Origin of the sequence: Glaciihabitans sp. UYNi722 (assembly GCF_040549465.1) — a bacterium.
Classification (GTDB): Bacteria; Actinomycetota; Actinomycetes; order Actinomycetales; family Microbacteriaceae; genus Lacisediminihabitans.
On the sequence record NZ_JBEPTL010000005.1, the window covers coordinates 1 to 24,405 of the forward strand.

At 64.6% G+C, this 24,405-nt stretch carries 24 protein-coding genes and 1 tRNA gene; 17 read left to right on the forward strand and 8 right to left on the reverse strand.

Going from position 1 to position 24,405, the window contains the following annotated elements:
- Positions 1-220: 220 nt before the first annotated feature.
- Complete coding sequence (locus ABIB56_RS04755) at positions 221-1,255, reverse strand: LLM class flavin-dependent oxidoreductase (RefSeq protein ID WP_354567840.1); 1,035 nt, start codon at positions 1,253-1,255, stop codon at positions 221-223.
- A 56-nt stretch (positions 1,256-1,311) separates the two neighbouring features.
- Positions 1,312-2,292 carry an o-succinylbenzoate synthase gene (locus ABIB56_RS04760; protein WP_354567841.1) on the reverse strand — a complete coding sequence of 327 codons (981 nt, stop codon included), beginning with the start codon at positions 2,290-2,292 and terminating at the stop codon, positions 1,312-1,314.
- A 41-nt stretch (positions 2,293-2,333) separates the two neighbouring features.
- Here ABIB56_RS04760 and ABIB56_RS04765 point away from each other — a divergent pair, with 41 nt between their 5' ends.
- Genes ABIB56_RS04765 through ABIB56_RS04780 form a run of 4 tightly spaced genes read left to right on the forward strand, consistent with a single transcriptional unit; the run spans position 2,334 to position 5,701 of the window.
- Positions 2,334-2,666, forward strand: a complete 333-nt coding sequence (locus tag ABIB56_RS04765; RefSeq protein ID WP_354567842.1) for a hypothetical protein — start codon at positions 2,334-2,336, stop codon at positions 2,664-2,666.
- A gap of 9 nt (positions 2,667-2,675) precedes the next feature.
- Entirely contained in the window at positions 2,676-3,563 is an 888-nt protein-coding gene (locus tag ABIB56_RS04770; protein ID WP_354567843.1) for a 1,4-dihydroxy-2-naphthoyl-CoA synthase, read from the forward strand.
- A gap of 2 nt (positions 3,564-3,565) precedes the next feature.
- Positions 3,566-4,708, forward strand: a complete 1,143-nt coding sequence (locus tag ABIB56_RS04775; protein WP_354567844.1) for an AMP-binding protein — start codon at positions 3,566-3,568, stop codon at positions 4,706-4,708.
- Between the two features lie 9 nt (positions 4,709-4,717).
- On the forward strand, positions 4,718-5,701 hold the full coding sequence (locus ABIB56_RS04780; RefSeq protein WP_354567845.1) for a 1,4-dihydroxy-2-naphthoate polyprenyltransferase: 984 nt from the start codon (positions 4,718-4,720) through the stop codon (positions 5,699-5,701).
- Here ABIB56_RS04780 and ABIB56_RS04785 read toward each other — a convergent pair.
- Positions 5,672-5,962, reverse strand: coding sequence for a DUF4229 domain-containing protein (locus ABIB56_RS04785; RefSeq protein ID WP_354567846.1), 291 nt, complete (start codon positions 5,960-5,962; stop codon positions 5,672-5,674). The two genes, ABIB56_RS04780 and ABIB56_RS04785, sit on opposite strands and share 30 nt — an antisense overlap.
- 71 nt (positions 5,963-6,033) lie before the next feature.
- Here ABIB56_RS04785 and ABIB56_RS04790 point away from each other — a divergent pair, with 71 nt between their 5' ends.
- The 3 genes from ABIB56_RS04790 (at position 6,034) to ABIB56_RS04800 (ending at position 9,118) form a co-directional block, all read left to right on the forward strand.
- Positions 6,034-6,387, forward strand: a complete 354-nt coding sequence (locus ABIB56_RS04790) for a PLDc N-terminal domain-containing protein (protein WP_354567848.1) — start codon at positions 6,034-6,036, stop codon at positions 6,385-6,387.
- A complete protein-coding gene (gene menD, locus ABIB56_RS04795) occupies positions 6,387-8,054 on the forward strand; it encodes a 2-succinyl-5-enolpyruvyl-6-hydroxy-3-cyclohexene-1-carboxylic-acid synthase (protein ID WP_354567849.1) in 1,668 nt (555 codons plus the stop codon). The genes ABIB56_RS04790 and menD overlap by 1 nt, the downstream gene beginning before the upstream one ends.
- Before the next feature lie 212 nt (positions 8,055-8,266).
- A complete protein-coding gene (locus tag ABIB56_RS04800; protein ID WP_354567850.1) occupies positions 8,267-9,118 on the forward strand; it encodes a PPK2 family polyphosphate kinase in 852 nt (283 codons plus the stop codon).
- On the opposite strand, the gene ABIB56_RS04805 is transcribed toward ABIB56_RS04800, so the two are convergent.
- Positions 9,111-10,367 (reverse strand): isochorismate synthase, encoded by a 1,257-nt coding sequence (locus tag ABIB56_RS04805; protein WP_354567852.1) that lies wholly within the window; start codon positions 10,365-10,367, stop codon positions 9,111-9,113. The two genes, ABIB56_RS04800 and ABIB56_RS04805, sit on opposite strands and share 8 nt — an antisense overlap.
- Before the next feature lie 68 nt (positions 10,368-10,435).
- Here ABIB56_RS04805 and ABIB56_RS04810 point away from each other — a divergent pair, with 68 nt between their 5' ends.
- From ABIB56_RS04810 to ABIB56_RS04840, 7 genes are all read left to right on the forward strand, one after another.
- Positions 10,436-11,218: a demethylmenaquinone methyltransferase gene (locus ABIB56_RS04810; protein ID WP_354567854.1), complete on the forward strand. Its 783-nt coding sequence runs from the start codon at positions 10,436-10,438 to the stop codon at positions 11,216-11,218.
- 35 nt (positions 11,219-11,253) lie between these two features.
- Entirely contained in the window at positions 11,254-12,330 is a 1,077-nt protein-coding gene (locus ABIB56_RS04815; protein WP_354567855.1) for a polyprenyl synthetase family protein, read from the forward strand.
- Between the two features lie 48 nt (positions 12,331-12,378).
- On the forward strand, positions 12,379-13,731 hold the full coding sequence (locus tag ABIB56_RS04820; RefSeq protein WP_354567857.1) for an FAD-dependent oxidoreductase: 1,353 nt from the start codon (positions 12,379-12,381) through the stop codon (positions 13,729-13,731).
- A gap of 142 nt (positions 13,732-13,873) precedes the next feature.
- Positions 13,874-15,181, forward strand: a complete 1,308-nt coding sequence (locus ABIB56_RS04825; RefSeq protein ID WP_354567858.1) for an ABC transporter substrate-binding protein — start codon at positions 13,874-13,876, stop codon at positions 15,179-15,181.
- A gap of 16 nt (positions 15,182-15,197) precedes the next feature.
- Entirely contained in the window at positions 15,198-16,154 is a 957-nt protein-coding gene (locus ABIB56_RS04830) for a carbohydrate ABC transporter permease (protein WP_354567859.1), read from the forward strand.
- The gene (locus tag ABIB56_RS04835; protein ID WP_354567860.1) at positions 16,154-17,071 is read left to right on the forward strand and encodes a carbohydrate ABC transporter permease; all 918 of its coding nucleotides are present in this window, start codon (positions 16,154-16,156) and stop codon (positions 17,069-17,071) included. Before ABIB56_RS04830 ends, ABIB56_RS04835 begins: the two co-directional genes overlap by 1 nt.
- Positions 17,072-17,128: 57 nt before the next feature.
- Complete coding sequence (locus ABIB56_RS04840; RefSeq protein WP_354567862.1) at positions 17,129-17,938, forward strand: DeoR/GlpR family DNA-binding transcription regulator; 810 nt, start codon at positions 17,129-17,131, stop codon at positions 17,936-17,938.
- 12 nt (positions 17,939-17,950) lie between these two features.
- Here ABIB56_RS04840 and cls read toward each other — a convergent pair whose 3' ends face one another.
- Positions 17,951-19,417 (reverse strand): cardiolipin synthase, encoded by a 1,467-nt coding sequence (gene cls, locus ABIB56_RS04845; RefSeq protein ID WP_354567864.1) that lies wholly within the window; start codon positions 19,415-19,417, stop codon positions 17,951-17,953.
- A 35-nt stretch (positions 19,418-19,452) separates the two neighbouring features.
- On the reverse strand, positions 19,453-19,941 hold the full coding sequence (locus tag ABIB56_RS04850; protein ID WP_354567865.1) for a YajQ family cyclic di-GMP-binding protein: 489 nt from the start codon (positions 19,939-19,941) through the stop codon (positions 19,453-19,455).
- 43 nt (positions 19,942-19,984) lie between these two features.
- On the opposite strand from ABIB56_RS04850, the gene ABIB56_RS04855 reads away from it, so the two are divergent.
- A complete protein-coding gene (locus ABIB56_RS04855; protein ID WP_354567866.1) occupies positions 19,985-20,749 on the forward strand; it encodes a lytic transglycosylase domain-containing protein in 765 nt (254 codons plus the stop codon).
- 91 nt (positions 20,750-20,840) lie between these two features.
- On the opposite strand, the gene ABIB56_RS04860 is transcribed toward ABIB56_RS04855, so the two are convergent.
- Positions 20,841-21,854 (reverse strand): LacI family DNA-binding transcriptional regulator, encoded by a 1,014-nt coding sequence (locus tag ABIB56_RS04860; protein WP_354567867.1) that lies wholly within the window; start codon positions 21,852-21,854, stop codon positions 20,841-20,843.
- A 140-nt stretch (positions 21,855-21,994) separates the two neighbouring features.
- Between ABIB56_RS04860 and ABIB56_RS04865 the strand changes: the two genes are divergently transcribed.
- Positions 21,995-22,076, forward strand: a tRNA-Tyr gene (locus ABIB56_RS04865).
- Positions 22,077-22,500: 424 nt separating this feature from the next.
- On the opposite strand, the gene ABIB56_RS04870 is transcribed toward ABIB56_RS04865, so the two are convergent.
- The gene (locus ABIB56_RS04870) at positions 22,501-22,821 is read right to left on the reverse strand and encodes a hypothetical protein (protein WP_354567868.1); all 321 of its coding nucleotides are present in this window, start codon (positions 22,819-22,821) and stop codon (positions 22,501-22,503) included.
- A 310-nt stretch (positions 22,822-23,131) separates the two neighbouring features.
- Between ABIB56_RS04870 and ABIB56_RS04875 the strand changes: the two genes are divergently transcribed.
- The gene (locus ABIB56_RS04875) at positions 23,132-24,070 is read left to right on the forward strand and encodes a M23 family metallopeptidase (RefSeq protein ID WP_354567869.1); all 939 of its coding nucleotides are present in this window, start codon (positions 23,132-23,134) and stop codon (positions 24,068-24,070) included.
- Positions 24,071-24,405: the final 335 nt, after the last annotated feature.

Genomic DNA, 24,405 nt, shown 5'->3' on the forward strand with positions numbered 1-24,405 from the left:
CGAAGCGAGCAGCCTGGCGTCGGCCGGTCTCCGGGCGGCGGCCCGGCGGCCGGGGCGTGCGCGGCGCGCGGGGGGGGGGGGGGGGGGGGGGCGGGCGGCGGGGGGGGGGGGGGGGGCGGCGGGGGGGGGGGGGGGGGGCCCGGGGGGGGGGGGGGGGGGGGCGGGGGCCCCCCCCCCCCCCCCCCCCCCCCCCACCCCCACGGCTCACGCGCCGCCGCAGTTACTCCGCGAGCAACTCCCGCACCCGCGGGGCGACGACAGTACCGTAGAGCTCGATGCTCGTCATGAGCTTCTCGTGGGAGAGCGTGCCGTTGCTGTACTTGAGGTCGAAGCGATCGAGGCCGAGAGTTTTCGCGGTCGTGGCGATCTTCTGGGCGACGGTCTCCGGCGATCCGACGTAAAGGGAGCCGCTGTCGGCCTCCTGCTCGAAGGATTCGCGGCTCATCGGACCCCAACCGCGCTCCTTGCCGATGCGATTGGTCATCTCTGAGTGGTGTGGCCAGAGCTCTTCGCGGGCCTGATCGTCGGTCTCGGCGATGTGTCCGGGGGAGTGGACGCCGATGGCCGGTGTCGGCTGTTCGAACTGCGCGAGCGCGCGGTGGAACAGGTCGACGTAGGGCGCGAAGCGGGCAGGATCGCCGCCGATGATCGCCAGCATGAGGTTGAAACCGTAGCGGGCGGTGCGCACCACAGACTCCGGGCTGCCGCCCACGCCGATCCAACTCCTCAGCAGGCCGTTCGCCAGCGGAGGGAAGACCCGCTGCTCGGTGAGCGGCGGACGCGTGGCTCCTGACCAGGTAACCGGATGCTGCTTGCGCACCTCAGCGAAGAGTTCGAGCTTCTCCTCGAACAGCTGCTCATACTGGCCGAGGTCGAATCCGAAGAGGGGGAACGACTCGGTGAAGGAACCGCGGCCGAGGATGACCTCCGCGCGGCCGTTCGAGATGCCGTCGAGCGTCGCGAACCGTTCGAACACCCGGATCGGGTCATCCGAACTGAGCACTGTCACGGCGGTGCCGACGTGGATGTTCTCGGTCTTCGCGGCGATCGCGGCGAGCACGACCTCGGGAGCGGAGACCGCGAAGTCTTCGCGGTGGTGTTCACCGACCCCGATGTAGTCGAGACCGACCTGATCGGCGAGCACACCCTGCGCCACCAGGTTGCGCAGCACCTGCGCGTAGGGGAGTTTGCCGCCGTCTGCGTCGTTGGTGACGTCTCCGAAAGTGTCGAGTCCGAACTCGAGTTGCTGTGCCATTACCTGCCTCTGTTTCTATGCGAATGCATGAAACCCTAACCGCCGGCTCCGGAGCACTATTCCTTCAGCAGCGCGTGGCAGCGCTCGAGGCGCTCGTGCCACCATGCGGTGCGCTCGGCGTCGGCCGCGTAGCGATCGAGCAGCGCGGCGTCGGGCACGACCCGTCGAACATCGATCGCGCCCTCGACCGGTACCAGCGAATCGGAGGTCACGTCGGCGGCAAGCAGGCTCACCGTGGCGAGTCCGCAGTCGTACGGCAGCTCGCTCACGGCGGCTGCGAGATACAGCCCCATAGAGATGCCGACCGAGGTCTCCAGGGCGCTGGAGATCACGACGGGGAGCCCGGCCTCATCGACGATCGACAGGGCGCGGTGGATGCCACCGAGCGGTTGCGCCTTGATCACCAGCAGGTTTGCGGCGCCGGCCCTTGCCACCTCGAGCGGGTCGCTCGCCTTCCGCACGCTCTCGTCTGCGGCGATGGACAGGCCCATGTATTTGACGCGCTTGCGGATGTCGGCGAGCTCGTCGACGGTCGCGCAGGGCTGTTCGATGTATTCGAGGTCGTAGGGAGCGAGGGCGTGGATAGCGTGTTCCGCTTCGTCCACGTTCCAGCCGGCATTCGCGTCGAGGCGGATACGCCCCTCTGCGCCGAGATACTCGCGTGCGGCGGCGACGCGCGCCACGTCATCCGCCAGCGTCTGTCCGGCTTCGGCCACCTTGACCTTGACCGTGCGGCAGCCGGGGAACTGGTCGAGTATGACGGCAACCTTGGCCGCGTCGACCGCGGGCAGCGTGGCATTGACCCGGATGCCGCTGCGGAAGATAGGCGGTGCTGCCCTCCACCCGAAGTCGATGGCGGCGGTCAGCCAGGCCGACGACTCCTCGTCGTCGTACTCGAGGAACGGCGAGAACTCCGTCCAGCCCTCAGGACCCTCGAAGAGCGCGACCTCGCGGGTCTCGACGCCACGGAACTTCTGCCGCAGCGGCAGCGAGACGACGCGGGCGGAAGCGAGGATGTCTGACAGCGGCGGCAACATGCCTCCAGTCTGTACCAGCCGGGCTGCCATATCCTGAACCCATGTCGATCGATGCAATGCCAGCCGAAACATCCTCGGCCGAAACGTGGTCACAACGCCTTCCTCGCTGGTTCGGCCTGACGACTCTCGTCTTCGCGGTGCTGGTCGTCGTGCTGGAGGGTGTGGCGATCGGCGTCGGCAGCGGTCGGGACTGGACCGCTGCGACCGCGCTGGCCTGGGTGGTGATCGTGCTGACCATCGTGAGTTTCCTCGCCGGGCTGGCCGCCGTCATCCTGAACGTCGGCCGCTGGTGGGGCGTGGCGGCGATGGCGCTGAGCGTGGTCGGCAATCCTCTCGTTCTGGTCTGGCTGTTCGCTGCACTCGACGGCTCGTAGGCTGAGGTCATGCCTCACGTCTCCGACCTCTTCGATGCGAGCGCCTGGGCTTCGGTCGACGGCTTCGACGCACTGACCGACGTCACCTACCACCACGACACCGCAGGCCGCGTTGCCCGCGTGGCCTTCAACCGGCCGGAGGTGCGCAACGCCTTCCGCCCCCAGACGGTGGACGAGCTCTATCGCGTGCTCGACGACGCGCGCCAGAATCCGCGGATCGGCGTCGTGCTGCTCACCGGCAACGGGCCGAGCCCCACAGACGGCGGCTGGGCTTTCTGCAGCGGAGGCGACCAGCGCATCCGCGGCCGTGACGGATACCAGTACGCTGACGGTTCCAGCGGGCCGGGCCGGCTGCACATCCTCGAGGTGCAGCGGCTCATCAGGTTCATGCCCAAGGTCGTCATCGCCGTGATCCCCGGCTGGGCGGCCGGCGGCGGCCACTCGCTGCACGTTGTCTGCGACCTCTCGATCGCCTCCCTCGAACATGGCAGATTCAAGCAGACGGATGCCGACGTCGGCTCCTTCGACGGCGGTTACGGCAGCGCCTACTTCGCCCGCCAGGTCGGGCAGAAGTTTGCGCGCGAGGTCTTCTTCCTCGCCCGCGAGTACGACGCCCAGCGTGCCTACGACAGGGGTGCGATCAACGCCGTCGTGCCGCACGCGGAGCTCGAGACCACGGCGATCGAGTGGGCCAACGAGATCATGGGCAAGTCGCCGACGGCCATCCGCATGCTCAAGTTCGCCTTCAACGCGGTGGACGACGGTATGGTCGGCCAGCAGGTGTTCGCCGGCGAGGCCACCAGGCTCGCCTACGGCACCGACGAGGCAGTCGAGGGCCGTGACTCCTTCCTCGAGAAGCGCGAACCCGACTGGTCACCGTACCCCTGGCAGTTCTAGCCATGACCCGGCAGCTTCGGGTCGTTCCCGCCGAAGACCCCGATCTGGTGTTCCGCGCGCTGCGGGAGGCGCTCGCTGGCGGCGATTCGATCCTGCCGGGCACCCCGAGCTCTCCGGTCCAACAGGCGGTCGAGCAACGGATCGCGCTCGTGGTGGAGACGAGCGGTTCCACCGGCACACCCAAGAGGGTGGCGCTGAGCTCCGACGCGCTGCTGGCGAGCGCAGCGGCATCCGACACCGCGCTCGGCGGCCCAGGGCAATGGCTGCTCGCGCTGCCCACCCATTACATCGCCGGGATCAACGTGCTGGTGCGCTCGCTCGCCGCACAGACCGAGCCCATCGTGCTGCCGCAAGGGCACTTCGATCCGCGCGACTTCGCCGCCGCGAGCACCCTGATGGATGCAGAACTGCGATTCACCTCGCTGGTTCCGGCCCAGCTGGCGCGCCTCGTTTCTGTAGGGGAGGAAGACCTGAGCGTGCTCGAACAGCTCCGTCGCTTCGACCGTATGCTGATCGGCGGGCAGGCACTTTCGCCGAATCTGCTGACCCGCGCCATCGAGCTGGGCCTCAACATCACCCGCACCTACGGCTCGAGCGAGACCTCGGGCGGCTGCGTCTACGACGGCGTGCCCATCGGGTCCGCCCAGGCGCGCATCGTCGACGGACAGGTCGAACTCGCCGGACCGATGCTGGCCGAGGGCTATCTCGGGGACCCGGAGCGCACGGATTCCAGCTTCCACCAGGCGGACGGCCATCGCTGGTATCGCACCGGCGACACGGGCGAGGTCGTCGACGGCGTACTCTCGGTGACCGGTCGGCTCGACGGTATCCTCATCTCCGGCGGGGTGAAGGTGTCGCTCGCGGCGATCGAGAGAGCCGCGCATTCGATTGCGGGACTCGCGGATGCCGTGGCTGTCCGTGCGCCGAGTGCAGAGTGGGGCGAGGTCGCCGTGCTGTTCTCCACGGGATCGGCGCGACTCGAGGATCTGCGCACCGCCGTCGCGGCCGCTCTCGGTCGGGCCTCGGCGCCGGCCGCGTTCATCCACCTCGACGAGCTGCCGATGCTGTCAAGCGGCAAGCCGGATCGCGTCACGCTTGGCGAATTGGCAGCTGGCTGGGAAGGCGCGGCGTCAGCCCCTCAGTAGGATTTGTGCGTGGCTAACGCGAGCAGACCCGTCCAGAAACGCATCGATCCGTCGAAGGTTCCCGCTCGCTCCAAGGGCGGCCGGCCGGGCGGCCAGCCGCCGCGTAACGCGGTGAAGAAGGCGACCTTCAGCGACTGGGTGGGCGGGGCGCGATTGCGCACGCTGCCGATCGCCATCGCGCCGGTCGCGCTCGGCACGGCATCCGCGTTCCTGATTTCCAGTCCTGGCTGGCACTGGGTGCGCGCGCTGCTCGCCCTCGCGGTAGCTCTCGGCCTGCAGATCGGCGTGAACTACGCCAACGACTACTCCGATGGTGTGCGCGGCACCGACCGCTATCGGGTCGGCCCGTCGCGGCTCACCGGCTCCGGTGCGGCGAAACCCCGCACAGTGCTGATCGTGGCTCTCGTGTTCTTCGCCCTCGGCGGCATCGCGGGGCTGATCCTGGCGATCCTCACCGGCTATTACTGGCTGATCGCCGTGGGCGTCGTCTGCATCGTCGCCGCCTACTTCTACACCGGCGGGAAACGGCCATACGGCTATTTGGGTCTCGGTGAGATCTTCGTCTTCGTGTTCTTCGGCCTCGTCGCGACCGTGGGAACCACGTTCACTCAGGTGGGCTCGGTCAACATCGAGAGCTGGTTGTCCGCGGTGTCGGTCGGCTTCCTCGCCTGCGCTGTGCTCATGGTGAACAACCTGCGCGATATCGAACAGGACAAACTGGCGAAGAAGCGCACCCTCGCGGTTCGAGTCGGCAGTCTGGCCGGCCGCATCCTCTACGCGGTCTTCATGCTCATCCCGTTCGCGATCCTGGTGTTCTTCTCGCTCTTCTACGACAAGGCGCCGTTCGTCTACTTCACCCTGCTCGCGGCGCTGCCGGCGATCGTGATTACCCTGACCGCGAAGACGGCGCCAGAGCTGATCCTCGCGCTGAAGCTCACCACTCTGACCGTGCTCGTCTTCGGGCTAGGGCTTGCGGCCGCCATCGCCTTCTAGGTTCTCGTCGATGCGGTCGAGCATCTCGTTCTCGACGTCGTTGTCCGTGTCCGTGTCTTTGCGGGTGCGGATGTTCTGGATGCTCTTTGCCACGGCGTCGCGCTGGTTGCGCAGGAAGATGTACGAGAAGCAGAAGCCGATCACGGCCGCGGCGATGGTGGCGATGATGAAGTTCAGCCCGACCAGAACGAGTACGACGAGCGCCACAGCGAAGACGCCCACACGAATGAGGGAGTACAGAAGCCACTGGCGCGAATACACGGCCACCAGTCTAAGCACCGCTGCCTGAGGGTCCGTCGGCGGTGCACAGGAATGCAGCTTAGAATCTGCACATGGCAAGGGTGTATCTCATCGTAGGAATCATCTCCCTCGCGTTCACGATTTTCTCTTTCATCGACTGCATCAGGACGCGTGACGAAGACGTGCGCGGCCTGCCGAAGATCTTCTGGGCGATCCTGATCGTGCTGCTCTCACCGTTCGGCGGCATCCTCTGGTTCGCGCTCGGCAAGGAACGCTACTCACGCAGCCACGCGCAGGTGCAGGCGAACAGCGGTCCGGTCGCGCCGGACGACGACCCGGTCTTCCTCCGCCAACTCGGTGAAGACAAGGCTCGCGACGAGCGCATCCGCGAGCTCGAGGCGCGTCTCGCCGAACTTGACGACGACCAAGACACAACCAAGAACTAGTGCCGGGTTCGAACCCGGCGACAGACTTCTCGGTCGCCGTTCTCGGCGAGCTGATCCGTCGTGGCGTGCAGCAAGTCGTGCTCTGCCCCGGTTCGAGATCGCAGGCGCTTTCCCTGGCCGCCGCCGCCTTCGACGACGCGGGCCTCGTACGACTGCACGTGCGCATCGACGAACGGGTCGCCGGATTCCTCGCGCTCGGGCTCGCCGTCGAGACGGGTACCCCGGTCGTCATCATCACCACCTCGGGCACCGCGGTGGCAAACCTGCACCCAGCGGTCCTGGAGGCGCGTCACTCCGGCGTCCCGCTCATCCTGCTGACCGCGGATCGACCGCCGGAACTACGCGGCATCGGATCCAACCAGACCACTGAGCAACTGGGCATCTACGGATCGGCTGTCGGCTGGCTGCGCGAGGTCGAGGCACCGAGCGCCACCGGCTTCGACCCCGAGTACCCGGGCGAGCTCGCGCACGAGGCCTACTCGGCAGCGGCCGGGCACTCCTCGAGTCCGGGGCCTGTCCAGCTCAATATGGGCTTTCGGGAGCCGCTCTCCGGCCCGGTCGGCACGCTCCCGCCGCTCGGTCCGCACGCCTGGCCGGCGGCGCGTGTTACCAGCCCTGTCGCTGTCGATCACGCGCCCAACACCGTCGTCATCGCCGGCCACGCCGCCGGACCGGATGCCGAAGCCCTCGCCCGGTCCCTCGGGGTCCCACTGCTCGCCGAGGTGTCGAGCGGCTCGCGGTTCGGTCCGAACCTCGTCGTCGCCTATCGCGAGTTGTTGAATGACGTCGAGTTCGGCGGACGGGTGCGACGCGCCTTCGTCTTCGGGCATCCCACCCTCAGCCGCGAGGTTCCGGTGCTGCTGCAGCGGGACGGCGTCGAGGTGCACATCGTGCGCGGCTCCGCGGCCGAGGCGTACAACCCCGGGCACCGTGCTGCCAGCATCGATGAGGCAGTCGCCCACAATGGCGCGCCGGATGACTCCACCGAGGCCCGCGCTTGGCTCGGCAGTTGGGTGCACGCGAGTCGCGGCATCCTCGATGCCGATGCCGATGCCGCTCCGCTGCTGTCTGGTGATCGTCCTGGCGACTTCGCCCGGGAACAGCTGGCCGCCTTCCGCGAGCCCGTCACCCGGCGCATGCTCGTCGAAGCGGTCTGGCGCTCCAGCTGGCCGCACGACAGGCTCGTGCTCGGGGCATCCCGACTGATCAGGGTCGCGGATGCGGTGCTGCCGGGCAAGAAGATCCCGGTTCACGCGAACCGTGGCCTCGCTGGCATCGACGGGACCATCGCGACCGCACTGGGAATCGCCATGGCGAGCCAGCCCGGAGCCGGTGCCGCGGGGGTCACCCGCGTTCTGCTCGGCGACCTCGCCACGTTGCACGACGCGGGGGCTCTGCTGTTCGGTGTCGGCGCGGAGAAGCCGCGCATCCAGGTGATCGTGGGCAATGACGGTGGCGGCACCATCTTCGACAGCCTCGAGGTCGCTGCGACCGCCCCCAAGGACGCCTTCGACCGCGTGCTTTACACGCCACAGTCCGTCGACTTCGCCGCGCTCGCCGCGGCCTACAGCTGGGAGTACCGCCGTGCGACGAATCGCGGGGAGCTGGACGAAGCGCTCTCGGCGACCGACGGCGCCACGCTCATCGAAGTGCCGCTGTCGCGCTGAAGCGGACGCTCACGCGCCCGCCCGCCCGTCTGAGCGGTATTGCGCGCTCAGCGCCGTCGAGTCGTCGAAAATGGCTGATTACTGCGCGCTGTGGCGCCATTTCCGACGACTCACGAGACGTGGGACGTGAGGGCGACGGCGAGAAAGGAAGGGCGCAAGAAAGTGTGAGGACTGCGCGCGCGGTAAACGCGGCGCACGGGTAACATCGGCCCATGGCACACTCTGCGTGGAAATCCAGTCCCAGCGAGCTCTTAAAGGTCGGGCAGGGCTTCGTGATCGCCGACGTCGACACCTCCTCGACTCCCGGCATCGAGGGAAGCAAGAAGGCCGGCGAGAAGATCCTCGAGGCGAATGGCGCAGAGCTCAACGAGTTGCAGGAGCGGCTCTGGGCCGAGAGTCGGTATGAAGGCAAGCGATCGTTGCTGCTTGTGCTGCAGGCGATGGACACGGCGGGCAAGGGTGGCATCGTTGAGCACGTCATCGGTGGTGTGAGTCCGGAGGGGATCAGCGCCTACGCATTCAAGAAGCCGACGAAGGAGGAGCTCTCCCACGACTTCCTCTGGCGGGTGCGCAAGAAGCTTCCGCCGCCCGGCATGGTGGGCGTCTTCGACCGCTCCCACTACGAGGACGTGCTCATCGGTCGGGTGCGCAACCTTGCAGAACCCGGGGCGATCGCCCATCGCTACACGCAGATCAACGAGTTCGAGAAGGAGATCGTCGCGAGCGGAACCACCATCGTGAAGGTGATGCTGCACATCAGCGAGGCGGAGCAGAAATCCAGACTCACCGACCGAGTCGAGCGCACAGAGAAGCGGTGGAAGTACAACCCTGGGGACCTCGACGAACGTGCGCTCTGGCCGCAGTACCAGGAGGCCTACCAGTTGGCCGTGCAGAAGACATCGACCGAGGATGCCCCGTGGTTCGTCATTCCCGCCAACCACAAGTGGTACGCCCGCATTGCCGTGCAGCAACTGCTGCTCGATGCGCTGCGCGGAATGAAGCTGGACTGGCCGCAGGTCGACTACGACGTAGAGGCGGAGAAGGCGCGGCTCGCTGCTAGCTGAGCGCTTCCGCGATCGGGCGGAACTTCATCCGGGTCTCCAGCAGCTCTCGCTCGGGTGCAGACTCGGCGACTATTCCCGCGCCGGCATATGCGGTGATGGTGCCGGATGCCGCCTGAGCGCTCCGCAGCGCAATCGCCCACTCGCCGTCACCGCGTGCCCCGACCCACCCGACGGGTCCTGCGTAGCGACCGCGATCGAATGGCTCGAGTTCGTCGATGAGTCGGAGAGCATCGGCGGTCGGCGTGCCGGCGACCGCTGCCGTCGGATGCAGGGCCGAGACCAGATCGAGTGAAGTGGAGCCGTCGGTGAGCTCGCCGTCGACGTCGCTCGCCAGATGCCAGAGGTTCGGCAGTTTGAGGGTGAACGGCACCTCACTGGCCGTGACGTTAGGGCTGTGCGCGCGCAGTGAGGCGAGCACGCTCTGCACGGCGAACTGGTGCTCGTCCTGGTCTTTTGCCGAGGTTGCGAGAGCCGTCGCCGCCTCCTGGTCAGAACTCTCGTCGGTACCGCGGGCAGCGCTGCCGGCAAGCACTCGCGCCGAGACGGAGCCGTTATCGACACTCACCAGCGTCTCCGGGCTGGAGCCGACGAAGCCGTCCACGCTGAAGGTCCAGCAGTCGGGATAGCCGAGGGCGAGGGTGGCGATGAGCGAGCGGAGGTCCGCGTGATCCGGAAGCCGACCGACGATATCGCGGGCGAGCACGACCTTGTTCAGTTCATGTGCGCGGATGCGCGAGACAGCGGATGCCACCGCCGCTCGGTAACCGTCGGCGGACAGGCTGCCCGGTTCGAGTGTGACGCGGAACGGTTCATCCACCGGGTCGATGGACGGGATGGACATCGGCGCCAGCTCGCCGACGCCGATGCGCGTCACCCAGCTCAGGCCCTTGTCGCGGCCGATGATTACGGAGGGCACGATGAGCACGCTGGTCTGGTCGGAATGGTCGGCGAAGGCGAAGGCGCCCATCGCGAGCAGGCCGGTGCCGGTGCGGGCCAACGGATCGGTGACCGTCGCGGCAGCGACGACCCGCTGCCATGTTGCTGCTGCCTCGGTCATCCGGGTCGGGCCGGTGAACTCCAGGCGCAGGGCCTCGCCGAGCCCGACGAGGCCGAATCCGCGACGCATCCAGAGCAACGGATGCCCCCGGTCGAGCAGCGGAACGAGCGGCCCGAGGTCGGCGGTCTCTGTGGTTTCAACGACGAGTGAGGGGACCGGAATCCCGGGGTCGGAGAGCGCTGGACCGATCACCGTCTCAGACTATCCCGCCCATTCCGAGTGCCCGCTGACCGCCGGAAACGCTGAACTAGACTGGATGCGTGGCCAAGGCAGATTTGAGCAAGCAACCCCAAGAGGTAGCCGAGATGTTCGACGGGGTCGCCCAGCATTACGACCGCACGAACTCCGTCCTTTCGATGGGCAATTCCCTCATTTGGCGAGTCGCCACGGTGAAGGCGGTTGCGCCGCAGGCCGGTGAACGCATCCTCGACATCGCCGCGGGTACCGGAACCAGTTCCGCCGCACTGGCCAAGACGGGGGCGGATGTCGTGGCCGCCGACTTCTCGGCCGGCATGATCGAGGTCGGGCGCAAGAAACATCCGAACATCACTTTCGTCGAAGCGGACGCGATGGCGCTGCCGTTTAAGGCCAACGAATTCGATGCGGTCACCATCTCTTTCGGTCTGCGCAACATCGAAGACCCGAAGAAAGCCCTCGCCGAGATGTATCGCGTGCTCAAGCCGGGCGGCCGACTCGTGATCTGCGAGTTCTCCAAGCCGCCGCGCGCGCTGTTTCGCGCCGGATACGCGGCCTACATGCGCTACGTCATGCCCACCATCGTCGACGCGGCGAGCTCGAACCCCGAGGCCTACACCTACCTCGCGGATTCGATCAGGGAATGGCCAGACCAGGTCACCCTGAGCCAGTGGATCCGCGGGGCAGGCTTCACCCGCGTCGCCTACCGCAATCTCACCGTCGGCGTCGTCGCACTGCACCGTGGTCGCAAGCCGGTGCGCACCCGCGCACCCCGCGCGAAGACCGCACCCAAGACGTCCACTCCGGCAGCATCCAAGCCGAATGATGCTGCGGCGACGAAGCCCTAGGGCTTCATCGCTTCCAGACGGTTAGGTTGACCACAGTGACCCCCAGTGTGCCGCTCACCAGGCGCAGCAACAGCCTCACCTCCGCGCTCGGTCTCGGCGAGAAGCTCTTCTCCTCGGCCAGCGAACGCAGGTTCGCCGCCGCGATCGAGGAGGGGCTCGACGCTGTCGAGGCGGGCCTTCTGAAAGAGATGTCCTTCGCCGACAACCTCGCGGATGTCACGAGCCGTTACCTGCTCGAAGCCGGCGGAAAACGCGTGCGCCCCACCCTCACCCTGCTCACCGCCCAGCTCGGTAAGGGCAATAACGCCAGCGTGGTCACCGCAGCCGAAGCACTCGAGATCACCCACCTCGCCTCGCTCTATCACGATGACGTCATGGATGAGGCGAACATGCGCCGCGGCGTCCCCAGCGCGCAGAGCGTGTGGGGCAACTCGGTGGCGATCCTCACGGGCGACCTGCTGTTCGCGCGGGCCAGCAAACTGATGTCGACGCTCGGCGAGCGAGCGATCATCCTTCAGGCCGACACCTTCGAGCGGCTCTGCCTCGGACAGTTGCACGAGACCATCGGACCGCGCGATGGCGAAGACCCGATCGCCCACTACATCCAGGTACTCGCCGACAAGACAGGGTCCCTCATCGCCGCCGCGGCCGAGATGGGTGTGCTCTTCGGTGACGCTCCGGAAGAGTTCCGCGAGCCCGTCATGATCTTCGGCGAGAAGGTCGGCGTCGCCTTTCAACTCGTCGACGACGTGATCGACCTTTCCCCGGAGGCCGAGACCACCGGCAAGACCGCCGGCACCGACCTGCGATCCGGTGTCTCGACGCTTCCGTTGCTGTACCTGCGCGAGCTCGCAGTGACGGATTCGGATGCCGCTGGGCTTCTCACCCGCATCGAACGCGACGTGAACGCGGCCCACTACGGTGAAGCGGACGACCGAGAGCTCGTTGCCGCCATCGCCGAACTCCGCGAGCACGATGTCACCCGCAAGACACTCGATGAAGCGCACCGTTGGTCGAGGGAGGCCATTGAGGCCCTCGTCCCACTGCCTGACGGGCCCGTCAAGAAGGCACTCACCCGCTTCGCCGAGACGATCGTCGAGCGCTCGAACTAACGCTGTGCAGGTCGGGCACGCCGAGACCGCACCAACGAGAGGACAACCATGACGAAACTGAGACTCGCCATCGTCGGCGCAGGCCCCGCCGGCATCTACGCGGCGGACATCCTGCTCAAGACGGAGCGCGGCTTCGACGTCTCGATCGACCTCTTCGAGCAGCTGCCTGCTCCCTACGGACTGGTCCGTTATGGCGTTGCGCCTGACCACCCGCGCATCAAGGGCATCATCAGCGCGCTGCGTGACGTGCTCGACACCGGGCGCATCCGAATCTTCGGCAACGTGCTCTACGGGCGTGACGTCACGCTCGACGACCTGAAGAAGCACTACAACGCCGTGATCTTCTCTACCGGGGCGGTGCGCGATGCCGACCTCGACATCCCGGGAATCGACCTGCCCGGCAGCTACGGCGCCGCTGATTTCGTGAGCTGGTACGACGGTCACCCGGACTATCCGCGGGAGTGGCCGCTGAAGGCGAAGGAGGTCGCCGTCATCGGCAACGGCAACGTCGCGCTCGACGTGGCGCGCATCCTCGCCAAGCATGCGGATGACCTGCTCCCAACCGAGATTCCGGCGAACGTCCACGAGGGTCTGGCCGCCTCACCCGTCACCGATGTGCACGTGTTCGGACGCCGCGGCCCGATGCAGGTGAAGTTCACCCCGCTCGAGCTGCGGGAGCTGGGAGAGCTGTGCGATGTCGACATGATCGTGCACGATGAGGACTTCGACTACGACGAGGCATCGAAGGCCGCGATCACCAGCAACAAGCAGGTCTTCGTGATCGACAAGGTGTTCACGCAGTGGCGTGCACGGCCCGCCGGTGAGGCGTCGCGACGGCTGCATCTGCACTTCTACGCCAAGCCTGTCGAGGTGGTCGGTTCGGATGCGGTCGAGTCATTCCGATACGAGCGCACCGAGCCGGATGGCGAGGGCGGCGTACGCGGCACTGGCGAGATTCGCGAGATTCCGATCCAGGCCATCTACCGCGCTGTCGGGTATTTCGGCTCACCGCTCGACGGCATCCCATTCGATGAGAAGCGCGGCGTCATCCCGAATCGCGAAGGTCAGGTTCTCGACGATAACGACGAGCAGCTTCACGGCGTCTACGCCACGGGCTGGATCAAGCGCGGCCCGGTCGGCCTCATCGGTCACACCAAGAGCGATGCGATGGAGACCATCAAGAATCTCGTGAACGACCAGGCGAGCTGGTGGGCGCCGTCGCATCCGGACGAGTCGGCCATCGTCGAACTGCTGGAGAGCCGCGGCGTGGAGTACACCGACCTTGACGGTTGGCACCGCCTCGACCAGCACGAACTGGCACTGGGGGAGCCGGAGGGTCGGGTGCGCATCAAGGTGGTGCCGCGTGACGATATGGTTCGCGTTTCGCGCACGGAGGATTAGTCGACGACCGAGACAGTTCGCTACGTCGTCACGAACGCGCAGGCTTGACGTTCGAATTTGAAAGAATATACTCGGATTTGTTCGGTTGACGAAAAGTAGTTCACCCAACAGTTTTTCACACCGCATGCACAAAGGAGTGGCAATGCACGAGGTCAGTAACACCGCAGAGCGTCTACAACTCGGACGACGCAGTCTTCTCAAGGGGATCGGATTCAGCGCGCTCGGGCTCATGGCTGTGCCGGCTCTCGCCTCATGTACGTCGACAGGATCCGGCGGTGGAGGTGCTTCGACGGGCAGCCTGACGTTCGGCTCGAACGCGTCGGATGCGGTACCGAAGAAGGCTTACTCTGCGTTCGTGTCCGCGTTCGAGAAGAAGTCCAAGGACAATGTCAAGACGAATACCGTCGACCATAACGGGTTCCAAGACAAGATCAACAACTATCTGCAGGGAAGCCCCGACGACGCGTTCACCTGGTTCGCCGGATATCGCATGCGCTATTACGCCGACAAAGGGCTCGTCGCAGAACTCGGCGATGTGTGGGACAAGATCGGCGGCAACTACTCGCCAGCCCTCAAGAAGGCCTCGACGGCGACCGACGGCAAGCAGTACTTCGTACCCAACTACAACTATCCATGGGGCTTCTTTTACCGCAAGTCGTTCTGGGCGGAAAAGGGCTACCAGGTGCCCAAGACCATGGATGAGTTCGAGACGCTCGCCAAGAAGATGCAGAGCGACGGCATCATCCCGATCCAGTTCACCGACAAGGATGCCTGGCCGGCCTGCGGCACGTTCGACTATCTCAACATGCGCCTCAACGGCTACCAGTTTCACATCGACCTCTGTGCTCACAAGGAGGGCTGGGACTCCTCCAAGGTCAGCGACGTGTTCGATGCCTGGAAGATGATGCTTCCGTATCAGGACCCGAATGCTCTGGGAATGACCTGGCAGGAGGGCGCGCAGAAGCTCGGCAACAAGCAGTCGGGCATGATGCTGATGGGCTCGTTCATCACCCAGCAGTACACGGATCCCGCCATCCTCGCCGACATCGATTTCTTTCCGTTCCCCGAGATGAAGGTCGAGGGTCAGGATGCGGTCGAGGCACCGATCGATGGCCTGATGCTCTCCAAGCGTGGCGGAGAGAACAAGGCTGCCCGCGATCTGCTGGCCTACATGGGAACCGGTGCGGGTCAGGGGGCATATTATGCCGTCGACAAGTCCAACATCATGACAGCAAAGGATGCTGATACCTCCGGGTACAGCGACTTCACGAAGAAACTCGCCGACGTGATCTCGAACGCTAAATCGATCAGTCAATTCTTCGACCGCGACGCACTTCCTGCGATGGCGACGAACGTTTTGGAGCCGGCGATGCAGGCGTTCATCAAGGACGGCACTGTCGACCTGAAGAACATCGAGTCGCAGGCGAAGACCCTCTACGCCGCCCAGTAACCGGGGCGACTACATCGTGTCAGCTACGTCGGTGCGGGTCGAAACCGGTTCGCCGCCGCCACGACGCCAGCGGGTGCGTCGTCGTCGACTTCGTGAACTGAGTACCCGTGACCGCGTCGTACTCGGATTCATGGTCGGTATCCCCACCCTCATTCAGCTCCTACTGGTGTGGATACCGACCCTCATCTCTATCGGGTTGTCGTTCGTGCGCTGGAACGGTTTGGCGCTGAGCGACATCAAACCGGCCGGACTGAGCAACTACGCCTACATCTTTTCGGATTACACACCCTTCTGGCCTGCGGTTGGCCACAACGTTCTGTGGTTGCTGTTCCTTGGCGTGATCGGTACCCCGCTCGGGTTGCTGCTTGCGGTGGTACTCGACCAGAAGATCCGCGGCAGTCGTATCTACCAGAGCATCTTCTTCATTCCGGTGATGCTGTCGCTCGCTTTGATCGGGATCATCTGGCAGCTGTTCTACTCCCAGGACAACGGCCTGCTCAACTATCTACTGGGGACGGCGAACACCCCTCGCGCCGTCGATTGGTTCGGCGATTCCGACGTCAACCTGTGGGCAGCCATGGTCGCGGCGACCTGGCGTCATGCCGGCTACGTCATGATCCTCTACCTGGCGGGGCTGAAAGGCGTCGATTCGAGCCTGCGTGAGGCGGCCGCGCTTGACGGTGCCAATGGACCGCAGACCTTCTTCCGGGTCGTGTTCCCGGCTATGAAGCCGACCAACATCGTCATAGTGGTGATCACCATCATCGAGTCGCTTCGCGCGTTCGACATCGTCTACGTAATCAACAAGGGCACGAACGGTCTGGAATTGCTCAGCGTTCTGGTGATCCAAAATCTCGTGGGCGAGGGACAGGTGATCGGCGTCGGCTCGGCGCTCGCCACGGTGCTCCTCGTGATTTCGCTCGTTCCTATCGTGATCTATCTTTCCCGCACGTTCAGAAAGGAACGGCTCTGATGAGCGCGACATCCGTCGACAGATCGCTGCTCGCCTCGTCCTCGCGTGCGGCGGTGAGGATACCGCGGAAGAAGTCGCACTGGGGCAGTTATCTGTTTCTCACTGTCATGGCGGTCATGTGGCTTGTGCCTCTGGTCTGGACGCTCTACACGTCGCTGCGGCCCAAGTCGGCCACCGATAAATACGGGTACTTCAGCCTCGGCGGCTCATTTAACTTCGACAACTTTGCGCAGGCCTGGACGCAGGGGGGATTCCTCACCTACTTCGGCAACTCCCTGATCATCACGGTGCCCGCCGTGATCCTGACCCTGTTCTTCGCGTCGATGATGGCCTTTGCGGTCAGTCGGTTCAACTGGAAATTCAACGTGACGTTGCTCATCGCCTTCACGGCGGGCAACCTTCTGCCACCGCAGGTGCTTGCTGCGCCGTTGTTCGAGGTGTTCAAGAACTTCTCACTGCCGTATTGGTTGAGCGACTCCGGGAGCCTGCTCAACACCTTCTTCAGCGTGATTGCCGTGAATACGGCATTCCAGATCGGGTTCTGCACCTTCGTGCTCTCGAACTTCATGAAAGCGATTCCGCCCGAGTTGAGCGAGGCCTCCCGAGTCGATGGTGCAGGCGTCTGGCGTCACTACACCGCCATCATCATGCCGCTCTGTCGCCCGGCCCTGGCCGCACTCGGCACGCTCGAAGTGATTTTCATCTACAACGACTACTTCTGGCCACTCATCTTCATCCAGAGTGGAGACAAATTGCCGGTAACCACCGCGATCAACAATCTCAAAGGTCAGTTCCTCTCCGACTACAATCTGCTCGCCGCTGGAGCGGTGATCACCGTCATCCCGACCCTGATCATCTATCTGGTTCTGCAACGGCAGTTCATCGCGGGACTGACCCTGGGTGCGAGCAAGGGGTGATCCTCGGATGTGCGAAGCAGGGGAGGCCTACGACGGCCTTGCGTTTCCAGGTATCCCGTGAGGCTCGCCGCAGCTCGCCAGAGCGCGATCGTGTCGAGGGCCCGCGAGTATGGCACCGTGCGCGTGGCTGAACTCGCCGTGCTGCTCGAAGTCGCCGAGATGACGGTTCGCCGCGATATCGATGCACTCGTGGTCGACCACATCCTCGAAAGGGTGCACGGTGGTGCAAAACTGCCGGGAAGCCTGAGCACGGATGAGCCAGGATTCGAACGAAAGCTCGCGCGGGAGGCTCGCGAGAAAGAGGCGATCGCCCAAGAGGCGTTGACCCTTGTCGAGCCGGGGGCAGCGATCGGCCTGAGCGCGGGAACGACGACCTGGCGGATCGCGAAGCTACTGTCCACGCAGTCGGGTCTTACTGTGGTCACCAATTCGGTGCAGATCGCCGGAGTGTTCTACCAGCAGGCAGCAGAGTCGCAGTCGACGACCCAGGTGATCCTGACCGGCGGACATCACACTCCGTCCGACGCCCTGGTAGGTCCGATTGCAATTTCGGCTCTGCACCAACTCCATCTCGACACGCTTTTCCTCGGTGTACACGGCATGGATGACGGCGCCGGCTTCACGACCCCGAACATGCTCGAGGCAGAGACCAACCGGTCGTTTGTTGCGGCTGCTCGTCGAACGGTGGTCGTCGCGGACCACACGAAGTGGGGAACGGTGGGGGTGAGTACCATCGCGCGGCTCGACGAGGCCAGCGTTCTCATCAGCGATGGCGGGCTCTCTCAGCATGCTCGCGGCATCCTGGGAGGCCAGGTCGGTGAGTTGCGTATCGTCGGCGGCACATCCGCCGGGAAAGAAATGAACTGAGTTGCTGTAGCGTTACTGCACGGCCGCGGTGAGACGGGCGGTGTTGTCCAGCACCTTCGACCGCAGCGGGCGTTCCAGCCAGTCGTCGAGGAACAGTTCGCGGCTCTCGTCACGGTAGCTCTGCTCCACATCCCGCAACTGCTGCACGATGTGCCGACCTCTCATCATCACCGAGATCTCGTAGTTCAGACTGAAGGAGCGCATGTCCATGTTGCTCGAGCCCACCACTGCCACGTCGTCATCGATGGTGAAATGCTTGGCGTGCAGCACCGTCGGCGTCCTATAGAGCCAGATGCGCACGCCCGCCCGCAGGAGAGCCTCGTAATAGCTGCGCTGGGCGTGGAACACCACCGGCTGGTCGCCGACCTCCGAGACGAAGAGCTGTACGTCGAGGCCGCGGTAGGCGGCATTCGTGATGGCGTAGAGCATCGAGTCGTCGGGCACGAAGTAGGGACTCGTGATGATCACCCTCTCCTGTGCGCTGTACAGGAGGGAGTTGAAGAGCCGGAGGTTGTTTTCGAGATCGAAGCCCGGCCCGCTCGGCACCACCTGGGCATCCAGCACCTGGGCCGTCTCCTCAGGTTCGGTGATGATGGTCTCCCGCAGCAGCAGTTCGTTGGTCTCGCTGTACCAGTCGGTGATAAACAGTGCATTCACACCGCCGACGATCGGCCCCTCGAAGCGCACCATCAGGTCTTTCCACTTCAGGCCGCGACGGAGGTTGCCGCGCTTGTTGTAGCTGCGATCGATCATGTTCTGCGAGCCGGTGAAGGCCACCTCACCGTCGATGACGAGCAACTTGCGGTGGTTGCGAAGGTCGGGTCGCTGGTACTTGCCGCGCAACGGCTGCACGGGCAGCATCAGTTTCCAGGTCACCCCTATCCGGCGGAGTTTGCGCAGGGTGCGGTGGTAGCCGGGGGAGCGGACGGAGGCGATGTGGTCGAGCAGTACCCGTACCGTGACTCCACGCTTCACGGCGGCCTGCATCGCGTCGAAGAACGGGGTCGTGGTGCGGTCGAAGGCGAGGATGTAGAACTCAACGTGCACGAACTTCTTGGCGCTGGACACAGCGGCCGTCATCGCCGCGAGCGACTCCGCATACTCCGTGTAGAGCTTCGCCGTGTTTCCGCTCATCAGCGGCATCGAGCCGAGGGTGCGGTTGAGTTCAACTATCGGTTCGAGCCAGTCGGGGAAGTCAGCGTCCCGAACGACCTGGGCGTCATCCTCTGTGGCCTCGAGGATGTACTCGTTGACCCTGCGTTGCTTCTCACGTCGGCTCTTCGGCAGCCTGGTGCTTCCGACCAGCAGGAACAGCAGGATGCCGAGGTAGGGAATCAGGAAGATCGCGAGCAGCCACGCGGTCGCCGTCTGCGGCTTACGGTTCTGCGGGATGAAGATGACCGAGAACACCCGGATGGAGATATCGAGCAGCAGCGCGAGGATCACGAGGATCACGGTGACGGTGGCGCTATCGATCATCTAGGCCTCGGCGATCGTGCAGCAGCTGTGGACGTCTAGCGGAAGTTGACGAACTGGAGGTCGACGTCGAGGTCAGCACCCTTGAGCATGGCCATTGTCGATTGCAGGTCGTCGCGACTCTTCGAGGTCACTCGTAACTCGTCACCCTGGATCTGCGACTTCACGCTTTTCGGTCCGTCGTCGCGGATTAGCTTCGAGATCTTCTTCGCGTCCTCAGAAGAGATGCCGTTCTTGAGCGAGATATCGATGCGATACTCCTTGCCTGACGCGTAGGGGTCACCGGCGTCGAGGCTGCGCAGGCTGATGCCTCGCTTGATGAACTTGGCCTCGAGAACCTCGAGCACCGCCTTCACCCGGTCCTCGGATGATGCCTTGAGCAGCAGCTTCTCGCCGCTCCAATCGACCTCGGCTCCGACGTTCTTGAAGTCGTAGCGCTGCGCGATCTCCTTTTGCGCCTGGTGGAGGGCGTTGTCGGCCTCCATCTTGTCGACCTTGCTCACGATGTCAAAGGTTGGATCAGCCATGCCAGCAGTTTAACGGGCGGTGCACGGGATGATGGGTGACATCATGCGAATCCTTCGAACGGTGCTGATCGTCGTGCTGGCGCTTGCCGTGGGGGGCGGTGTGATCGCAGGCATCCTGATCCTCGGTGTGCCGCATTCCCGCAGCGACAACGGCAACCGGGCCGCTCCGGAGGATCTGCCGCGGTTTGCCTCCGAGGCCCCACTGGTGCGCGCATCCGTCCCTGTCGGCGTGGGGGTTGCCGGGCTTGCCGACCCCAGGTGGATCGCATCGACCTCGAAGGCGACCGGCATCCCGCAGCGAGCGCTGCGGGCCTACGCCGGTGTTGCGATCCAGGTGGCGGATGCCGGCACCGGATGCAGTATCGGCTGGAACACCCTCGCCGGCATCGGCGAGGTGGAGTCCCACCACGGCACGATCTTCGGCGGAACCCTGAACGCCGCCGGCAACGCGACCCCGGCCATCTTCGGCGTGCCCCTCGACGGAGGCTCCTTCGCCAAGGTGCCGGACTCTGACGGAGGTGCGATCGACGGCGACCCCACGATCGATCGTGCTGTCGGACCGATGCAGCTCATCCCGAACTCCTGGCAGAACTGGCACACCGATGCGAACCTCGACGGCGTCGAAGATCCGCAGAACATCGATGACGCCACCATGGCTGCGGCGCACTACCTCTGCCGAGCAGGCGGTCAGCAACTCGGGCAGGAGGCCGGATGGCGCAAGGCCGTGCTCGCCTACAACGGCTCGGGCGCGTACCTGACCAACGTCATCCGTCACGCCACCGAGTACGCGAAAGAGGCCGCGAGCTGACCGGTCGAGTGTCCAACCGCGCGCCGGTTCGTTATCAGCGCGGATGTTACAACCTGCGCGCGAACAACAAATCGGCGCCCTGATGCGGTGATCAGCGAGGACGGGACGTCGTCGACCGCACGATGAGCTCGTAGGGCAGCGGGGTGTCGAGCGATCCCTGCGTGCGGCGGCTGGGATGCAGCTGGTCCATCAGTATCTCCACGGCCTGGCGCCCCTGCAGGGCCGGGAACTGCGCGACGGTGCTGAGTCCGAAGAACTCGCTCAGCTCGTGGTCGTCGATGCCGATCACCGACACGTCGTCGGGCACCCGGAGGCCGAGATCGCGGGCAGCGAGAATCGTGCCGATGGCCATCTCATCGGATGCCGCAAACACCGCGCTCGGGCGTTTGCGCGGGTTGCCGAGCAGCTGCTTCGCCGCTTCATACCCTCCACGGATCGTGAAGTCGGCCGATTGGAACAACTCGGGATCGGGGGAGACACCGGCAGCCTCGAGCGCCGCTTCGTAACCGCCGCGGCGGTTGGTCGACAGGTGGAAGTCTCGCTCGAACTGCGGGTTGCCGCCGATGTGCGCGATCGAACGATGCCCGAGTGAGAGCAGGTGTTCGGTTGCGAGCCTGGCGACCGTGATGTTGTCGATGCTGAGCGTACGCACGCCGGTGAGCGGTCCGCCGATTCCGACGATCGGCTTATTGAGGTTGAGCATGCCGGTGAGCTCAGCGGCCGTGAGTTCCAGGGAGATGGCGATGACGGCATCCACCCGCTTGCGCAGCAGAAAATGCTCGAGCACGCTGCGGCGTTCCTCACCGCCACCGCTGAGGTTGTAGAGGGTGAGATCGTAGCCGTGGCTCATCAGTGCGCTCTCCGCGCCCTCGATCACCGAGCTGTAGAACCACTTGTTGAGAAAGGGGATAACGACGCCGACATTCTTGGTGCGTCCGGTTGCGAGACTCGAGGCATTGGAGCTGACGACATAGCCGAGTTCCTCCGCCGCCCTGGCCACCCGCTCTCGCGTGCTGGCGGAGACATGACCGTTGCCGCTGAGCGCCCGGGACACCGTCGCGGTTGAGACGCTGGCCCTGTCGGCGACCTCCTGGATGCCGGGCATCGAACCTCCTTCGGTCGTGCAGACGGACTGGCTGAAATCCTACTGCCGTCGCAACGGCCAGCGATTCTTCCGAGGGCGCAGACCCTGTATCCTTGGTGAGCGCGTTCGTGCCGGGTGGTGACATCCGAGCGGGTGCACATGGCAAGTTACCCAAGTGGCCAAAGGGATCTGACTGTAAATCAGCCGTCTACGACTTCGTGAGTTCGAATCTCGCACTTGCCACCGCACGACTGTCAGGGCTTCGAGAGTCTTCTCGGAGCCCTTGCTCGTTTTCTGCGCTTGGAGCGTCTTCTAGAGCGGCCTTGGATCGTGAACAACATGACAAAATTATTTGCATGACGCTCTGACGTGTAAAAAAAGAGCCCCCTTTTTTACATATCCCACCGACGTGCTTATAAAGTTTGCAGATGACATGGTCAGCAAATGATGCGTACAACGAACTTCCGTTGTTGCCTCCCAAAGACGAGAGAGAGACCAAGCGTGTCCTGAAGCGGATGGCGTGCTGTTGAGCGTAAAGGTCGGCCGCGAGCGGTTGTTCATCAACACTGACTTCTTCACCCTGCTCATGCGCGATGAAATGGTGCGTCCAGAAGCGGTCGAGCCAACGCTGTTCTGATCTGACCTGTGGCGTCGAGAGAGAGTAAACCTAACGGTCGACGACGCGGATGAACTGCGGCGAACCCCAGATGAACTGCGGCGAACCCCAGATGAGACGGTGGGAGACGTCGGTGCCCGGTTTCGGGGCATCCACGATGCCGCCGTTGCCGTCGTAGATGGGACCGCCGCGGAGGCGTCGGTCGCCGACGCCGTTGCCGAGGCGGCCGGGATCGCCATCGTCGCAGCGAGACCGAGAGCCACGATCATTGCGCCGCTGGAAGCAACTACCTGCCGCACGCCAGCGGCACCGTTGCGTCGAGGCTGAACTGACCGCCTGCCGTGGGGTGAAGCCATAGAGTGGGAAATCCAAATCAACGCGCGTTATGAAAACGTAACCTGACCACCATAGAGCATGCCCGCGCAATCAGGGAATTAGCATCGCGATAGTGCACGAGGTACCCCCGGTCGGGGGCGCATCGTGAAAGTACTTCGTTTGCCTCTCACCCGCTAGTGGCTTAGCCTCGAGAGATTCGTTAAGACGCTGGCCCAATGGCCGCACCCCGATCGCCAACCAAAACAAACGCCTCTGGCCGCGTTTCGTTACTGGAGGACCACCAGCAGTGATTTCCACTCCCGCACGTCAGCTCTCCCGGACCCCAGCACCAGAGGCCCGATAGACGGTGGGCGGATTCAGCTGGGACCTTGAACCGAACGGCACCGACAAGGGTGCCGTTATCGAGTCGACGGATGCCGCATCCGCCCGCTCCTTCCCGTCTCGGCGGGACCTGCGCCAGGGTCGGGCCGCGACAGGTCGAAAGAGGCCGCGAGCTCGCGTGACCATGGCGGCGAAGGTCCGCGCTTCTGAACCTCCGCACGTGCGCGCCAGGGTGATCGATCCGACGCCGTCTCGCAAGCTGCGCAAGCGCCTGCTGCCGAAGCTGGCCAGCATCGGCGCGATGCTCGGCGTCGGCGCACTGCTGGTCACCACGTCCCTTCCCGCGTATGCATTTCGCGGCAGCGTCGCAGAGGCGGCGGTGCCAGCCACGACTGCGGCGGCGCAGGCGAAGACCCAGTCGCTCGCCGTGGACACCGCGGTCGCCGAGGTTTCCCCGACGCGTGACGCCTACACCGTCGTCTCGCTCGTGCAGCAGATCCGCCTGAAGTCGGCAAACCAGAACTTCGCCTACACCAACGACCAGTTGGGAACCATCCAGTGGCCGTTCCCCGAGCAGGTTCCGATCAGCAGTGGTTTCGGCGCTCGCACTTCGCCCTGTTCCGGCTGCTCGTCCTATCACCTCGGCGTCGACTTCATCCCGGGCGCGGGTACTCCTATCGGTGCGATCGCGGATGGAGTGGTCAGCCAGACGTCGACCACCGGGGCGTACGGCAATCACGTGATCGTCGATCATGTGATCAACGGCCAGAAGGTGCAGAGCCTCTACGCGCACATGCTTGCCGGTTCCATCAATGTTGTGGTCGGGCAGCCGGTGAAGGTCACGGATGAGCTTGGCCTGGTCGGCAGCACCGGCGAATCGACGGGCGCCCACCTGCACTTCGAAGTGCACGTAGACGGCGTTCCGGTCGATCCATTCGCCTGGCTCAAGGCCAACGCGAACTAGGTTTTTTCGTCGGTTCTCACGATTCCAATACGGCTGCATGAAGCTGAAACCCTCTCGAGGGCTGTTTATCGGTTCGTTATTTAGCTACTGTGGAAGTCTGTTACCCGCGAAACGCGCCTGTAATTGCTGAAGAATCAGGCCGATTGATCCCCCTCGATCGGCCGCTCTCCTGAGGAGTGCCCGTCATGTCACACCTGATTAGTACCATGACGTGCGCCCACGACCCGGCGTCGTTCGGCGCCATGGTCGGATAGCGCATGGGACGAAGGATCAGTCGTTCCCGCTCGACAAAGCGGTCGAATTACAGCGCTCCCACCCGGGGCAGAGTCCGCAGA

Bases quoted from the DNA above. Each gene is read 5' to 3' on its own strand.
- ABIB56_RS04755 (WP_354567840.1), bottom strand. From the start codon at position 1,255: ATGGCACAGCAACTCGAGTTCGGACTCGACACTTTCGGAGACGTCACC.
- ABIB56_RS04760 (WP_354567841.1), bottom strand. From the start codon at position 2,292: ATGTTGCCGCCGCTGTCAGACATCCTCGCTTCCGCCCGCGTCGTCTCG.
- ABIB56_RS04765 (WP_354567842.1), top strand. From the start codon at position 2,334: ATGTCGATCGATGCAATGCCAGCCGAAACATCCTCGGCCGAAACGTGG.
- ABIB56_RS04770 (WP_354567843.1), top strand. From the start codon at position 2,676: ATGCCTCACGTCTCCGACCTCTTCGATGCGAGCGCCTGGGCTTCGGTC.
- ABIB56_RS04775 (WP_354567844.1), top strand. From the start codon at position 3,566: ATGACCCGGCAGCTTCGGGTCGTTCCCGCCGAAGACCCCGATCTGGTG.
- ABIB56_RS04790 (WP_354567848.1), top strand. From the start codon at position 6,034: ATGGCAAGGGTGTATCTCATCGTAGGAATCATCTCCCTCGCGTTCACG.
- ABIB56_RS04800 (WP_354567850.1), top strand. From the start codon at position 8,267: ATGGCACACTCTGCGTGGAAATCCAGTCCCAGCGAGCTCTTAAAGGTC.
- ABIB56_RS04820 (WP_354567857.1), top strand. From the start codon at position 12,379: ATGACGAAACTGAGACTCGCCATCGTCGGCGCAGGCCCCGCCGGCATC.
- ABIB56_RS04825 (WP_354567858.1), top strand. From the start codon at position 13,874: ATGCACGAGGTCAGTAACACCGCAGAGCGTCTACAACTCGGACGACGC.
- ABIB56_RS04835 (WP_354567860.1), top strand. From the start codon at position 16,154: ATGAGCGCGACATCCGTCGACAGATCGCTGCTCGCCTCGTCCTCGCGT.
- cls (WP_354567864.1), bottom strand. From the start codon at position 19,417: ATGATCGATAGCGCCACCGTCACCGTGATCCTCGTGATCCTCGCGCTG.
- ABIB56_RS04850 (WP_354567865.1), bottom strand. From the start codon at position 19,941: ATGGCTGATCCAACCTTTGACATCGTGAGCAAGGTCGACAAGATGGAG.
- ABIB56_RS04855 (WP_354567866.1), top strand. From the start codon at position 19,985: ATGCGAATCCTTCGAACGGTGCTGATCGTCGTGCTGGCGCTTGCCGTG.
- ABIB56_RS04860 (WP_354567867.1), bottom strand. From the start codon at position 21,854: ATGCCCGGCATCCAGGAGGTCGCCGACAGGGCCAGCGTCTCAACCGCG.